Source organism: Streptomyces sp. NPDC047981 (assembly GCF_040653315.1).
Classification (GTDB): domain Bacteria; phylum Actinomycetota; class Actinomycetes; order Streptomycetales; family Streptomycetaceae; genus Streptomyces.
This window is the reverse complement of the sequence record NZ_JBEZNQ010000082.1, coordinates 1-13335: the sequence shown is the minus strand read 5'-3', so window position 1 is coordinate 13335 and position 13335 is coordinate 1. Positions and strand designations below refer to the sequence as shown.

Annotated in this window: 11 protein-coding genes; 2 read left to right on the top strand and 9 right to left on the bottom strand. The window is 70.3% G+C overall.

Annotation, left to right across the window (positions count from 1 at the left end; translation table 11 throughout):
* Nucleotides 1–21: 21 nt before the first annotated feature.
* From AB0E14_RS32875 to AB0E14_RS32865, 3 genes are all read right to left on the bottom strand, one after another.
* Entirely contained in the window at nucleotides 22–636 is a 615-nt protein-coding gene (locus AB0E14_RS32875) for a vitamin K epoxide reductase family protein (protein ID WP_362426676.1), read from the bottom strand.
* A 129-nt stretch (nucleotides 637–765) separates the two neighbouring features.
* Nucleotides 766–2028 carry a histidine--tRNA ligase gene (hisS, locus tag AB0E14_RS32870; protein ID WP_362426673.1) on the bottom strand — a complete coding sequence of 421 codons (1263 nt, stop codon included), beginning with the start codon at nucleotides 2026–2028 and terminating at the stop codon, nucleotides 766–768.
* Between the two features lie 10 nt (nucleotides 2029–2038).
* Nucleotides 2039–2746: an MBL fold metallo-hydrolase gene (locus AB0E14_RS32865; protein ID WP_362426670.1), complete on the bottom strand. Its 708-nt coding sequence runs from the start codon at nucleotides 2744–2746 to the stop codon at nucleotides 2039–2041.
* A gap of 152 nt (nucleotides 2747–2898) precedes the next feature.
* Here AB0E14_RS32865 and AB0E14_RS32860 point away from each other — a divergent pair, with 152 nt between their 5' ends.
* Together AB0E14_RS32860 and AB0E14_RS32855 are read left to right on the top strand one after the other, a co-directional pair.
* Entirely contained in the window at nucleotides 2899–3696 is a 798-nt protein-coding gene (locus AB0E14_RS32860) for a peptidylprolyl isomerase (RefSeq protein WP_362426667.1), read from the top strand.
* A gap of 188 nt (nucleotides 3697–3884) precedes the next feature.
* On the top strand, nucleotides 3885–5114 hold the full coding sequence (locus AB0E14_RS32855; protein WP_362426664.1) for a DUF349 domain-containing protein: 1230 nt from the start codon (nucleotides 3885–3887) through the stop codon (nucleotides 5112–5114).
* Between the two features lie 70 nt (nucleotides 5115–5184).
* On the opposite strand, the gene AB0E14_RS32850 is transcribed toward AB0E14_RS32855, so the two are convergent.
* The 6 genes from AB0E14_RS32850 to ruvB all read right to left on the bottom strand — a co-directional run bounded on the left by AB0E14_RS32850 (nucleotide 5185) and on the right by ruvB (nucleotide 13144).
* Nucleotides 5185–7656 carry a bifunctional (p)ppGpp synthetase/guanosine-3',5'-bis(diphosphate) 3'-pyrophosphohydrolase gene (locus tag AB0E14_RS32850; RefSeq protein WP_362426661.1) on the bottom strand — a complete coding sequence of 824 codons (2472 nt, stop codon included), beginning with the start codon at nucleotides 7654–7656 and terminating at the stop codon, nucleotides 5185–5187.
* Nucleotides 7657–7855: 199 nt separating this feature from the next.
* A complete protein-coding gene (locus AB0E14_RS32845) occupies nucleotides 7856–8407 on the bottom strand; it encodes an adenine phosphoribosyltransferase (RefSeq protein WP_362426658.1) in 552 nt (183 codons plus the stop codon).
* A complete protein-coding gene (gene secF, locus AB0E14_RS32840) occupies nucleotides 8404–9510 on the bottom strand; it encodes a protein translocase subunit SecF (protein WP_362426655.1) in 1107 nt (368 codons plus the stop codon). The genes AB0E14_RS32845 and secF overlap by 4 nt, the downstream gene beginning before the upstream one ends.
* A gap of 1 nt (nucleotide 9511) precedes the next feature.
* Nucleotides 9512–11284 carry a protein translocase subunit SecD gene (gene secD / locus AB0E14_RS32835; protein ID WP_362426652.1) on the bottom strand — a complete coding sequence of 591 codons (1773 nt, stop codon included), beginning with the start codon at nucleotides 11282–11284 and terminating at the stop codon, nucleotides 9512–9514.
* A gap of 145 nt (nucleotides 11285–11429) precedes the next feature.
* Nucleotides 11430–11888: a preprotein translocase subunit YajC gene (gene yajC / locus AB0E14_RS32830; RefSeq protein WP_362426648.1), complete on the bottom strand. Its 459-nt coding sequence runs from the start codon at nucleotides 11886–11888 to the stop codon at nucleotides 11430–11432.
* 176 nt (nucleotides 11889–12064) lie between these two features.
* Nucleotides 12065–13144 carry a Holliday junction branch migration DNA helicase RuvB gene (gene ruvB / locus AB0E14_RS32825; protein ID WP_362426645.1) on the bottom strand — a complete coding sequence of 360 codons (1080 nt, stop codon included), beginning with the start codon at nucleotides 13142–13144 and terminating at the stop codon, nucleotides 12065–12067.
* Between the last annotated feature and the right edge of the window lie 191 nt (nucleotides 13145–13335).

Below are 13335 nucleotides of genomic sequence, written 5' to 3'. Positions count from 1 at the left end.
CCCGGCCGGGCCCCGGTCCGGTCAGCTGGTCCAGAAGTCCCACCAGCGCGTCAGGATCAGCATGCCGATGATCCCGATGTGGAGCACCGGCAGCACCCAGGTGAACTCGTCGAAGAAGGTCCGCAGGCCGCGCGGGGCGGGGATGACGCCGCCCCGGACGTTGTGCGAGGTCACGTACCAGAACATGACGATGGTGGCGACCCAGGCGAGGCAGCACCACAGGCAGAGCGCGTTGATCTCGTACAGCGACTGCTGCATGAGCCAGGTGCAGAAGCCGACGCCGAACAGCGTGCCGGCGTTCAGACCGAGCCAGTACCAGCGGCGGTAGCGGGCGCCCGCGAGGAGGGCGACGCCGATCGCGACGACCATCGCGTAGGTCACGAGGCCGAGCATGGGGTTCGGGAAGCCGAAGACCGCGGCCTGCTCGCTCTTCATGATGTTGCCGCAGGAGACGACCGGGTTGAGGCTGCACCCTGGGGTGAAGTTCGGGTCCTCGAGGAGCTTGAACTTGTCGATCGTGATCACCCAGGCGGCGAGCAGCCCCGCGGCTCCGGTGATCACGAGCAGCCAGGCGAAGGCGCGGCTCGCGCCGATCGTGTCGCGCGTCGTCGACTCGTCCACGCTTGCGTTCGTCATAGATCCGTTCCATCGCTCGCCGGCCTGCTGGGCACGGTCATTGTGCCGCACACCGACTCGTGTCCACCGTTCGGTGGACATAAGGACGGGCCCCGGCGCGCGTGGCGCCGGGGCCCGTACCCGCGGGGATCAGGCCAGCTTGGCCCGGAGGGTGGCGACCAGCTCGTCCAGGGCCACCGGCTCCTGCTCGCCGGCCTCCATGTCCTTGAGCTGGACGACGCCCTCGGCCAGGTCGCGCTCGCCGGCCACGATCGCGAAGCGCGCGCCCGAGCGGTTGGCGTCCTTCATCGAACCCTTCAGCCCCTTGCCGCCGAAGGAGAAGTCCGCGGCGACACCGGCCTTGCGCAGCTCGGTGACCTTGCCGAAGACGACCCGCCGGGCCTCCTCGCCGAGCGCCACCGCGAAGACGCTGGTGGCCGCCGGGATGTCCAGCTCCACGCCCTCCGCCTCCAGGGCCAGGACCGTGCGGTCCACCCCGAGCGCCCAGCCGACCGACGGGAGCGCCGGTCCGCCGATCATCTCGGAGAGGCCGTCGTAGCGGCCGCCACCGCCCACGGCGGACTGCGAGCCGAGACCGTCGTGGACGAACTCGAAGGTCGTCCGCGTGTAGTAGTCCAGGCCGCGCACCAGCTTGGCGTCGTCCTCGAAGGCCACGCCCGCGGCGGTGATCAGCGCGCGCACCTCCTCGTGGTACGCCTTGCACGCGTCGCACAGGTAGTCCCGCAGCAGCGGGGCGCCGACCAGCTGCTTCTGCACGGCCTCGCGCTTGTCGTCGAGGACGCGCAGCGGGTTGATCTCGGCCCGGCGGAGGGTGTCCTCGTCCAGGTCGAGGCCGCGCAGGAAGGTCTGCAGCGCCTCGCGGTAGACGGGACGGCACTCCTTGTCGCCCAGCGAGTTGAGCAGGATGCGGAAGTTGCGCAGGCCCAGCGAGCGATACGCCTGGTCGGCCAGGATGATCAGCTCGGCGTCGAGCGCCGGGTCCTCGGCGCCGATCGCCTCGGCACCGACCTGCGAGAAGTGGCGGTAGCGGCCCTTCTGCGGGCGCTCGTAGCGGTAGTACGAGCCGGAGTACCAGAGCTTGACGGGGAGGTTGCCCTGCTTGTGCAGGTTGGCCTCCAGGGCCGCGCGCAGCACGGAGGCGGTGCCCTCGGGGCGCAGGGCGAGCTTGTCGCCGCCCTTGGTCTCGAAGGCGTACATCTCCTTGGAGACGATGTCGGTGGACTCGCCGACACCGCGGGCGAAGAGGTTCACGTCCTCGAAGCCGGGCGTCTCGACGTAGCCGTAGCCGGACATCCGCAGCGGTCCGGAGATGGCGTCACGGACCGCCAGGTACTTCGCGGAGTTCGGCGGGATCAGGTCGTACGTGCCCTTGGGGGCCTTGAAGGTGCTCACTGCGTTCTCGTCACATTCCTCGTCGGGGAGCCTTCGTGCTCCCGAGGCCGGCCGCCACGTCCCGCAGATACGGGTTGGTGGCGCGCTCCTGGCCGATGGTCGTCTGGGGACCGTGTCCCGACAGCACCACGGTCGAGTTGTCGAGCGGCAGGCACACGCGGGCCAGCGATTCGAGCATCTCGTCCATGTCACCGCCGGGCAGGTCGGTGCGTCCGATGGAGCCGGCGAAGAGCAGATCGCCCGAGAAGAACACGGAGGGGATCTCCGTGGACTCGGGCATCCGGAAGGTCACCGACCCCTTGGTATGACCGGGCGCGTGGGCGACGGAGAACTCGAGACCGGCGAGCTCCAGCTTCGCGCCGTCGGTGAGCTCGTGCACGTCGTCCGGCTCGCCCACGGTCAGCTCGCCCATGAGGGGCATCCCGATGGAGCGGCCGAGGGCCTTCTCCGGGTCGCTCATCATGTACCGGTCGGCGGGGTGGATCCACGCGGGTACGTCATGGGCGCCGCAGACCGGGACGACGGAGGCGACGTGGTCGATGTGGCCATGGGTGAGGACCACCGCGACGGGCTTGAGCCGATGCTTCCGAAGCGTCTCCTCGACCCCCTGAGCCGCCTGGTGGCCCGGGTCGATGATCACGCACTCCTCGCCTGCGGCGGGGGCGACCAGATAGCAGTTGGTCCCCCAGGCCCCGGCGGGGAACCCGGCAATCAGCACGATCGTCCTTAAATGTCGTCCGGCACGGGGTGCGGCGGAGCGGAAGTGGCAGATCAGAGCCTACCGGCGCTGCGTATTCCACAGCCAACCCGTATACGGTACGGGCACACCCGGCCAGGACAGGAACAGACGAGCGACAAGGAGCGGACCCCGTGGTCAGCAGCGATCAGCGGCGGCGGCAACTCGCCAGGGAGAAGTACGTACGCCAGCAGCAGCGGCGGGATCAGGCGCGGCAGAAGGCCAAGCGCCGCAACACCGTGATCGCCGCCTCGCTCGCCGTGGTGCTGGCCGCGGGTGGCGCGGTGTACGCCTCCGTGGCGCTGACCGGCGGAGACGACAAGAAGTCCGACAACACGGCGGCGGGCGACAACACGACGGCTCCGACGCCCTCGGCGAGCGAGTCGACGGCCCCCGCACCGGCGATGGCCATCGACGAGAAGGCCGCGTACACGATGTCCCTGAAGACGAACCGGGGCACGGTCGCGATCGCCATGGACGCCGCGAAGACCCCGCAGACGGTGAACTCCTTCAAGCACCTGGCGGACAAGAAGTACTTCGACGGCACCAAGTGCCACCGGCTGACCACCGAGGGCATCTTCGTGCTCCAGTGCGGTGACCCCAAGGGCGACGGCACCGGCGGCCCCGGCTACAACATCCCGGACGAGAACCTGGACGCGCTCGGCAAGGCCGGCGCGGACGGCACGGTGACGTTCCCGGCGGGCACGGTCGCGATGGCCAACACCGGTCAGCCGGGCAGCGGCGGCAGCCAGTTCTTCCTGGTCTACAAGGACACCAAGCTGCCGCCGAGCTACACCCCGTTCGGGAAGATCGACGCGGCCGGCCTGAAGGTCGTCGAGGAGGTCGCGAAGGCCGGGGTCGAGGGCGGCGCCAAGGACGGCGCGCCCAAGTCGGCGGTCACGATCGAGTCGGGCACGGTCACCCAGAAGTGACCCACCGCGCGACCGTTGAATTTCGGTCGCGCGGAGAGCGGACAGCCGGGCGGCCGTTCGCCTAGATTGGCGTTGTGCAGCGCGGTCCTGTATCCGCGTTGTGGAGGGCGGGCGAGGCCCGCCGGGAAACTGTGGACGATGCCCAGGGGGCGAGAGCCCCCTCGTCGGCATCATGTGGAGGAGGCGCTGTGAGCAGCGACCCGTGGGGCCGCGTCGACGAGACGGGCACCGTGTACGTGCGTACTGCCGAGGGCGAGAAGGTCGTCGGATCGTGGCAGGCCGGCACTCCCGAGGAGGCACTGGCCTACTTCGAGCGCAAGTACGAGGGCTTGGTTGTCGAGATCGGCCTCCTCGAGAAGCGGGTGAAGACCACCGACCTCTCGGCGAAGGACGCCACCGTCGCGATCGAGCACATCCGGCAGCAGGTGGACGAGCACCACGCCGTGGGTGACCTCGCCGCGCTGACGACGCGTCTCGACAAGCTGGTCGAGACGGTGGAGTCGCGCCGCGAGGAGCGCAAGGTCGAGAAGGCCAAGCAGGCCGACGAGGCGCGCGGCGCCAAGGAGGCGCTGGTCAAGGAGGCGGAGGAGCTCGCGCAGAGCGAGCAGTGGCGGGCGGCCGGTGAGCGGCTGCGGGCTCTGGTGGACACCTGGAAGGGCCTGCCCCGGCTCGACCGGAAGTCCGACGACGAGCTGTGGCACCGCTTCTCGCACGCCCGCTCGGCGTTCTCCAAGCGCCGCAAGGCGCACTTCGCCTCGCTGGACGCGCAGCGCGAGGAGGCCCGCAAGGCCAAGGAGAAGCTGGTCGCCGAGGCCGAGTCGCTGTCGAACTCCACGGACTGGGGTGGCACGGCCGCCCGCTACCGCGAGCTGATGGCGGAGTGGAAGGCCGTGGGCCGCGCCCAGCGCGAGCACGAGGACGACCTGTGGAACCGCTTCCGCGGCGCCCAGGACGTGTTCTTCGCCGCGCGTGGTGAGGTCTTCGCCGAGCGCGACGCGGAGCAGACCGAGAACCTCAAGCTGAAGGAGGAGCTCGCGGTCGAGGCCGAGAAGCTGATGCCCGTGACGGATCTGAAGGCGGCCCGTGCGGCCTTCCGCTCCATCAACGAGCGCTGGGAGGCCATCGGCCACGTGCCGCGCGACGCCCGGCCGAAGGTCGAGGGCCGGATGCACGCGGTGGAGCGGGCGATCCAGGAGGCCGAGGAGTCGGAGTGGCGCCGGACGAACCCGGAGGCACGCGCGCGTGCCGCGGGTCTGACGGGCCAGCTCCAGGACGCCGTCGACAAGCTCCAGAAGCAGATCGACGCGGCCCGCGCGGCGGGCAACGACGCCAAGGCCGACAAGCTCGCGCGCGAGCTGGAGGGCCGCCAGGCGCTCCTCGACCAGGCTCTGAAGGGCCTGCAGGAGTTCGGCGGCTGATCCCGCGTACGGAGAACGGGAAGGGCCCCGGTACCTGTGACAGGTACCAGGGCCCTTCTCGTACGCGTCGTCAGGGCCGACGGGCCGAGGTCACGCGGTAGACGTCGTAGACGCCCTCCACGCCCCGGACTGCCTTCAGGACGTGGCCGAGGTGCTTGGGGTCGCCCATCTCGAAGGTGAAGCGTGAGGTGGCCACCCGGTCGCGGGAGGTCTGGACGGCCGCCGACAGGATGTTGACGTGCTGGTCCGACAGGACCCGGGTGACGTCGGAGAGCAGCCGGGACCGGTCCAGGGCCTCGACCTGGATGGCGACCAGGAAGACCGAGGACTGGGTGGGCGCCCACTCGACCTCGAGGATCCGCTCCGGCTCGCGCGAGAGCGAGTCGACGTTGACGCAGTCGCTGCGGTGCACGGAGACGCCGCTCCCGCGGGTGACGAAGCCGATGATCGGGTCGCCCGGCACGGGTGTGCAGCAACGGGCCAGCTTGACCCAGACGTCCTCGACGCCCTTGACGACCACGCCCGGGTCGGCGCTGGAACGGCGCTTGGCGCGGCCGCGCGAGGGCGGGGCGGTCTCGGCGATGTCCTCGGTGGCGGCCTCCTCGCCGCCGAGCGCCTGGACCAGCTTCTGGACGATGGACTGGGCGGTGACATGGCCCTCGCCGATCGCCGCGTACAGCGAGGAGATGTCGCTGTAGCGCATCTCGTGGGCGAGGGTGACGAGCGAGTCGCCGGTCAGGATCCGCTGGATCGGCAGGTTCTGCTTGCGCATGGCGCGCGCGATGGCGTCCTTGCCCTGCTCGATCGCCTCGTCGCGGCGCTCCTTGGAGAACCAGGCGCGGATCTTGTTGCGGGCGCGCGGCGACTTGACGAAGCCCAGCCAGTCGCGGGAGGGACCGGCGCCCGCGGCCTTGGAGGTGAAGACCTCGACCAGGTCGCCGTTGTCGAGCGTGGACTCCAGCGGGACGAGCCGGCCGTTGACCCGGGCCCCTATGGTGCGGTGGCCGACCTCGGTGTGGACGGCGTAGGAGAAGTCCACGGGGGTGGCCCCTGCGGGCAGCGCGATGACATCGCCCTTGGGGGTGAAGACGAAGACCTCGTTGCGCGACAGGTCGAAGCGCAGGGACTCCAGGAACTCGCCGGGGTCCTCGGTCTCCTTCTGCCAGTCGAGCAGCTGGCGCAGCCACGCCATGTCGTTGAGGTGGTCGTCCTTGCCGGTGTGCTTGGGAACGTCGGACCGCACCTTGGAGGCGCCGGCGACGGCCTCCTGCTTGTACTTCCAGTGCGCGGCGATGCCGTACTCGGCGCGGCGGTGCATGTCGAACGTACGGATCTGCAGCTCGACGGGCTTGCCGTTGGGGCCGATGACCGTCGTGTGCAGCGACTGGTACATGTTGAACTTCGGCATCGCGATGTAGTCCTTGAACCGGCCGGGGACCGGGTTCCATCGCGCGTGGACGGTGCCGAGGGCCGCGTAGCAGTCGCGGACGGTGTCCACGAGCACGCGGATGCCGACCAGGTCGTAGATCTCCGCGAAGTCACGGCCGCGGACGATCATCTTCTGGTAGACGCTGTAGTAGTGCTTCGGGCGGCCGGTGACGGTCGCCTTGATGCGGGCGGCCCGCAGGTCGGTCTGCACCTCGTCGGTCACTATGGCGAGGTACTCGTCGCGCTTGGGGGCGCGCTCGGCGACGAGCCGGACGATCTCGTCGTACATCTTGGGGTAGAGGATCGCGAAGGCGAGGTCCTCCAGCTCCCACTTGATGGTGTTCATGCCCAGGCGGTGGGCGAGGGGCGCGTAGATCTCGAGGGTCTCGCGCGCCTTCTTCTCCTGCTTCTCGCGCTTGAGGTAGCGCATGGTGCGCATGTTGTGCAGGCGGTCGGCGAGCTTGATGACCAGGACGCGCGGGTCCTTGGCCATGGCGACGACCATCTTGCGGACGGTCTCGGCCTGCGCGGCCTCGCCGAACTTGACCTTGTCGAGCTTGGTGACGCCGTCGACGAGCAGCGCGACCTGGTCACCGAAGTCCCGGCGCAGCGTGTCCAGGCCGTACTCGGTGTCCTCGACGGTGTCGTGCAGCAGACCGGCCATCAGCGTCGCCGGGTCCATGCCCAGCTCGGCCAGGATGGTCGTGACGGCGAGCGGGTGGGTGATGTACGGGTCGCCGCTCTTGCGCTTCTGGCCGCGGTGCCAGCGCTCGGCGACCTGGTAGGCCCGCTCGACCTGGCGGAGGGTCGCCGTCTCGATCTTCGGGTCGTTGGAGCGGACGATCCGGAGCAGCGGTTCGAGGACCGGGTTGTACGGGGAGGAGCGCTGCACGCCGAGTCGGGCGAGGCGGGCGCGCACGCGGTTGGACGAGCCGCCGGAGCGGGTGGCGGGGGCGGGCGCGGGCTTCGGTGCGGGGGCCGCCGGTGTGGGCGCCACGGGCGCGGGCCGGCTCTCCGCGGCCTTGTTCTGGGGCGTCGCGGGTCCCGCCGCAACGGCCTTTTCGGCCTGCGGGTCGGGCTGCGCGGCGGAGAGTGGCTGGGCCTCGTCTGGCAAGAGCGCTCCTCGTGCGGTACCGGGTCCCCCGGTCAGGCCCGGAAAGGCCATGGTATCGAGCCACGGGCCGCCGTGCTCACGCGTGCGAGCGGTGAGACGGGCGCCACGCGCGCATGCGTCCTCTTCCGGGACATACCGGGAGAACGGAAGGGGCGTCCCGGGGAATTCCCCGGGACGCCCCTCACACGGACCGGCCGTGTCAGACCGTGATCAGCGCCTCCAGCGGAGCGCCGCGCAGGGCGGGCTCCAGGCGGGTCCGACCGGGCAGGAAGCCGAGCTCCATGAGGACGGCGACGCCCGCGACCTCGGCCCCGGCACGCCGGACGAGCTCGATGGAGGCCTCGGCGGTGCCGCCGGTGGCGAGGACGTCGTCGATGACCATGACGCGGTCACCCGCGGCCAGGTCCTCGGCGTGCACCTCGATCTCGGCGGTGCCGTATTCCAGCTCGTACGCCTGCCGCAGGGTGGCGCCGGGGAGCTTGCCGGCCTTGCGGACCGGGACGAAGCCCAGGCCCGCCCGGACGGCCACCGGCGCCGCGAGGATGAAGCCGCGCGCCTCGAGGCCGACGATCTTCGTCGCGCCGTGCGTGGCGCACAGCGCGGCGAGGCTGTCGGTGAGCGCCGTGAACGCCTGCGGATCCGCGAGCAGCGGCGTGATGTCCTTGAACAGCACACCCGGCTTCGGGTAGTCGGGGACGTCCCGGATCCGGCTGAGGAGCAGGGCTGTGGTGTCCTGTGCCTCGGCCGTCATCCGCGCTGCTCCGACGCCCGGCCGCGGCGGCCGCGCGGGCCGACGACGGCGGTGCGGTCCTCGTCCTCGTCGAAGGCGTCACGGTGCACGTCGGAGTCGGCGTCACCGTCCTCCAGGCTCTCGCCCTTGGCGGCCGCCGCGGCCCGCTTGGCGAGCACACGCTTGGTGTGCGCCTTGATCGCCGGCTCGCGCTCCTTGAGGTCGGCGACGAGCGGGGTGGCGATGAAGATCGAGGAGTACGCACCCGCGGCGAGACCGACGAAGAGCGACAGCGAGATGTCGTTCAGCATGCCGGCGCCGAGGACGCCACCGCCGATGAAGAGCAGACCGGCGACCGGCAGCAGTGCGACGACGGTGGTGTTGATCGAGCGGACCAGGGTGCCGTTGATCGAGCGGTTGGCCAGCTCGCTGTAGGTGTACCGGCTCTGCTTGGTGATGTCCTTCGTCTGCTCCTTGAGGGAGTCGAAGACGACGACGGTGTCGTACAGCGAATAGCCGAGGATCGTCAGCAGACCGATGACGGTACCGACGGTGACCTCGAAGCCGACGAGTGTGTAGATGCCGACGGTGATGGTCAGGTCGTGGATCAGGGCGATGAGCGCCGCGACCGCCATTCTCCATTCGAAGGCGATGGCCAGATAGATGACCACCAGGATCATGAAGACGGCGAGACCGGTCCACGCCTTGGTGGCGATCTGCTCGCCCCAGCTGGGGCCGACCAGCTCCGCCGCGATCTTGGTCTCCTCGACGCCGAGGTCCTTGGCGAGCTCGGAGCGGACCTGGTCGGACTTGGCGGTGTCGAGGCCGCCGACCTGGATGCGCAGCGCGCCGCTGCCGAGCTTCTGGACCACCGCGTCGTGACCGGAGGCCTCTTCCGCGTACTCCTGGGCCTGGGAGACCGAGACCTCGGACTTCGGGGTGGTGAAGACGGCACCGCCCTGGAACTCGATGCCCATGTTCAGGCCGCGGACGGCAAGCGCCACGATCGCCGTGATGGTGATCAGGATGGAGAGGCCGTACCAGAGCTTGCGGTTGCCGATGAAGTCGTAGGCGATTTCACCGCGGTTGAGCCGGGCGCCGAGACTGTCGCGCTTCTTCGCCATCTCACGCCTCCTTCGGGTGGTCGACGGGGGCGTTGACACGGCGGGAGCGGCGCAGCGGCGGCTTGGCGCCGAGGCGCTTCGGGTCCAGCCCGGACCAGGCGTGACCGTTGCCGTAGAACTTCGTACGGGCCAGCAGCGTCATCAGCGGCTTGGTGAAGAGGAACACCACGACCACGTCGAGCAGGGTCGTCAGACCGAGGGTGAACGCGAAGCCCTGGACCTTGCCGACGGTGACGACGAAGAGCACCGCGGCGGCGAGGAACGACACGAAGTCGGAGACCAGGATCGTGCGCCGGGCACGCGGCCAGGCGCGCTCGACGGCCGGGCGCAGCGTGCGGCCCTCGCGGACCTCGTCGCGGATGCGTTCGAAGTAGACGATGAACGAGTCCGCGGTGATACCGATGGCGACGATGGCGCCACAGACGGCCGGCAGGTTCAGCGCGAAGCCGATGGCCGGGCCGAGCAGGGCCATGATCACGTACGTCAGCAGGGCGGAGACGCCGAGGCTGAGCAGGGCGATCAGCGACAGACCGCGGTAGTAGATCACCAGGTACAGGACGACGAGACCGAGGCCGATGGCACCGGCGATCAGACCGGCCTCCAGCTGCTCACCGCCGAGGGCGGCGGTGACGGTGTCGACGCTCTGGGTCTCGAAGGCGAGGGGCAGGGCACCGTAGGACAGGATGTTGCCGAGGTCCTGGGCGGACTGCTGGTTGAAGCTGCCGGAGATCTCCGCGTTGGCGCTCAGGGTCGTCCGCACGGACGGGGCCGAGACGACCTCGCCGTCCAGGACGATCGCGAACTGGTTCTGCGGCTCCTGCTGCTGCGAGAGCTTGCTGGTGATCTGCGAGAACTTCTTGGCACCCGCGTCCGTGAACTCCATGTTCACGATCCACATGCCGCGCTGCTGGTCGAAGGTGCCCTGCGCGTCGTCGACGTCCTTGCCGTCCACCTCGGCCGGGCCGAGCAGGTACTTCTCCCACTGGCCGATCGAGTTCTTGCCGCAGGCGACGATGGAGTCGGCCGGCTTGGCGCCCTGGGAGGCGGAGGCCCGCTGCTTCGGGTCGAGGCAGTTCAGGGTGGCGAACTTCTGCTCGAGGGCGGAGGTCGCGGGGTCGGCGCTCGGGGTGCCGGAGGGCTTCGGCGTCTCGGAGGCCTTGGGCGTGGCGGAACCGCTCGGGGTGGCGGTCGGGCTCGGGGCCTTCAGGGCCTCGGAGACCGCGCGGCCCTGGGTGGAGGAGCTCGCCGACGGCGTGGCCGACGCCCCGTCCTTGCCCTTGTCCGCGGTCGAGCCGGAAGCCGAGGGCTTGGGCGACGTGGAGGAGCTGGCGCTCGGCGCCGGCTGCTCGCCGGCGGACGGCGCGTAGGTCACCACGGGCCGGAAGTAGAGCTGAGCGGTGGTGCCGACCTGCTCACGGGCCTGCTTCTCGTTCACACCCCGGGGGATGTTGACGATGATGTTCTCGCGGCCCTGCGTCTGGACCTCGGCCTCGGACACACCCAGACCGTTGACACGGCGCTCGATGATGTCGACCGCCGTCTTCATGTTGGTCTCGTTGACGGCGTCTTCCTGGCCGGGCTCGGCCTTCGCCTTCAGCGTGATCGACGTACCACCGGCGAGGTCGATGCCCAGCCTCGGTGTGGTGTGACCGGACCAGAACATGCCGCCCGTGAGCGCGACCATGGCGATGATGATCAGAGCCAGGGCACGCCCCGGCCTGCTCTGGCCCCCCGGGCCCCCCGCCGGCCTTCGGCCCTTCTTCGGTGCTGCCACCTTGTCGTTTCTCCCTGTCCAACCGTCCCGCGCCGGGTGTGCGCGGTGCGGCCACGAAGTGTGTGTGGGGACCTGCCCCCGCAGACCAGCAACCGTGCCGAGGACCGCGGACGCCGGGTGGGCGCTCCGCGGTCCTCGGTCGCGACTACTTCGCCTCGGTCTCGCCGTCCGTCTTGCCGTCCTTCTTGACCTCGGCGTCGGCCTCGACGGCCTCGACCTTCTTGGTCAGGTCGGGCTTGGCGTCCTCGGCCGGCTCCCCCGCCTCGGCCGACTCGGTCAGCGAGGACGCGTCGTCCGGGACGACCGTCTCCGACTCCGGCTCGTCGCCGTGGACGATCCGGTTGTACTCGTCGTCGGCGAGGACCGCGCCGATCGCGTTCTTCGCGTAGACGGCGTGGACGCCGGGAGCGACCTCGAGGAGGACGGTCTCGTCGGCGATCTCCTTGACGGTGGCGTACATCCCCCCGATCGTGCGTACGCCGGTGCCGGGCTGCATCTCGTCGCGCATCTGCGCGGCCGCCTGCTGCTTCTTCTTGGCAGAGCGGGTCATCAGGAACATGGCCCCGATGAGGACGATGAAGGGGAGGAGGGTCACGATGCTCACGGGACGGGTTTCCTTCGCACGGACGCGGAGATCCCGCGGCCTGATCTTCGGGGGTGGGCGTGCCGGCCAGAATGGTCGGCATCGGCGGAGTCTAGGCGAGTCCGCATCGTTGGAACAACGTCCAGCATCGCACCCTGGTTCCCCGTGCGACGAGTCTCCGCGCCGTCACCGTGCCGTCACGCCCCGAAGAGCCCCTGTTGTCCGCTTCCTGGCGCGCCCGGGGCCGCTGCCTGCGGCGGAACGAGTCCGAGATGCGTCCATGCCGCGGGAGTGGCGACCCGACCACGGGGCGTACGGGCCAGGAGTCCTTCGCGTACGAGGAAGGGCTCGGCGACCTCCTCGACGGTCTCCCGCTCCTCCCCCACGGCGACGGCGAGGGTGGACAGACCGACGGGTCCGCCGCCGAAGAGCTTGAGGAGGGCCTCCAGGACGGCCCGGTCGAGCCGGTCGAGGCCGCGGCTGTCCACCTCGTAGACACCGAGGGCGGCGGCGGCGACCTCCTGGGTGATCACGCCGTCGGCCCTGACCTGGGCGTAGTCGCGGACGCGGCGCAGGAGGCGGTTGGCGATACGGGGGGTGCCCCGGGAGCGGCCGGCGATCTCGGCGGCTCCGGCGGTGTCGATCTCGACGTCGAGGAGGCCGGCCGAGCGGTGGATGACGCGCTCGAGCTCGGAGGGGTCGTAGAACTCCATGTGCCCGGTGAAGCCGAAGCGGTCCCGGAGCGGGGGCGGCAGGAGTCCGGCCCGGGTGGTGGCGCCGACCAGGGTGAAGGGCGGCAGCTCCAGGGGGATGGCGGTGGCGCCGGGGCCCTTGCCGACGATCACGTCGACGCGGAAGTCCTCCATCGCCATGTAGAGCATCTCCTCGGCGGGCCGGGACATCCGGTGGATCTCGTCGAGGAAGAGGATCTCGCCCTCCTGGAGGGAGGAGAGGATCGCGGCCAGGTCTCCGGCGTGCTGGATGGCGGGGCCGGAGGTGATCCGGATCGGGGCGTTCATCTCGGCCGCGATGATCATCGAGAGCGTGGTCTTGCCGAGGCCGGGGGCGCCGGAGAGCAGGACGTGGTCGGCGGTGGCGCCGCGCTGGCGGGCGGCCTTGAGGACGAGGTCGAGCTGCTGGCGGACCTTCTCCTGGCCGACGAACTCGTCGAGGTCCTTGGGGCGCAGCGCCGCCTCGACGGCCTGGTCGTCGCCCTCGGCGGCCGCGGCGACGATGCGGTCGTCGGTGGGCGGTGCGGTGTCGTCGTCCCAGTTCACGTGGTCTGCCTTCGTGGTGGTGATGCGGGTGCGGGTGTGGGGCGCGGGTGGGGGCCGCTGCGCGGGGCCTCTTCCCCACCCCGCCCCTTCCCGAACTGGGGGCGAGCCCCCAGGCCCCCGTACGGCCTGCGGCCGTGTCCTCAAGCGCCGGACGGGCTGGATGTCGCCCGGAGGGCGAACATCCAGCCCCC

Coding starts and splice junctions, on each gene's coding strand:
- AB0E14_RS32875 (WP_362426676.1), bottom strand. CDS start 636: ATGACGAACGCAAGCGTGGACGAGTCGACGACGCGCGACACGATCGGC.
- AB0E14_RS32845 (WP_362426658.1), bottom strand. CDS start 8,407: ATGACGGCCGAGGCACAGGACACCACAGCCCTGCTCCTCAGCCGGATC.
- secF (WP_362426655.1), bottom strand. CDS start 9,510: ATGGCGAAGAAGCGCGACAGTCTCGGCGCCCGGCTCAACCGCGGTGAA.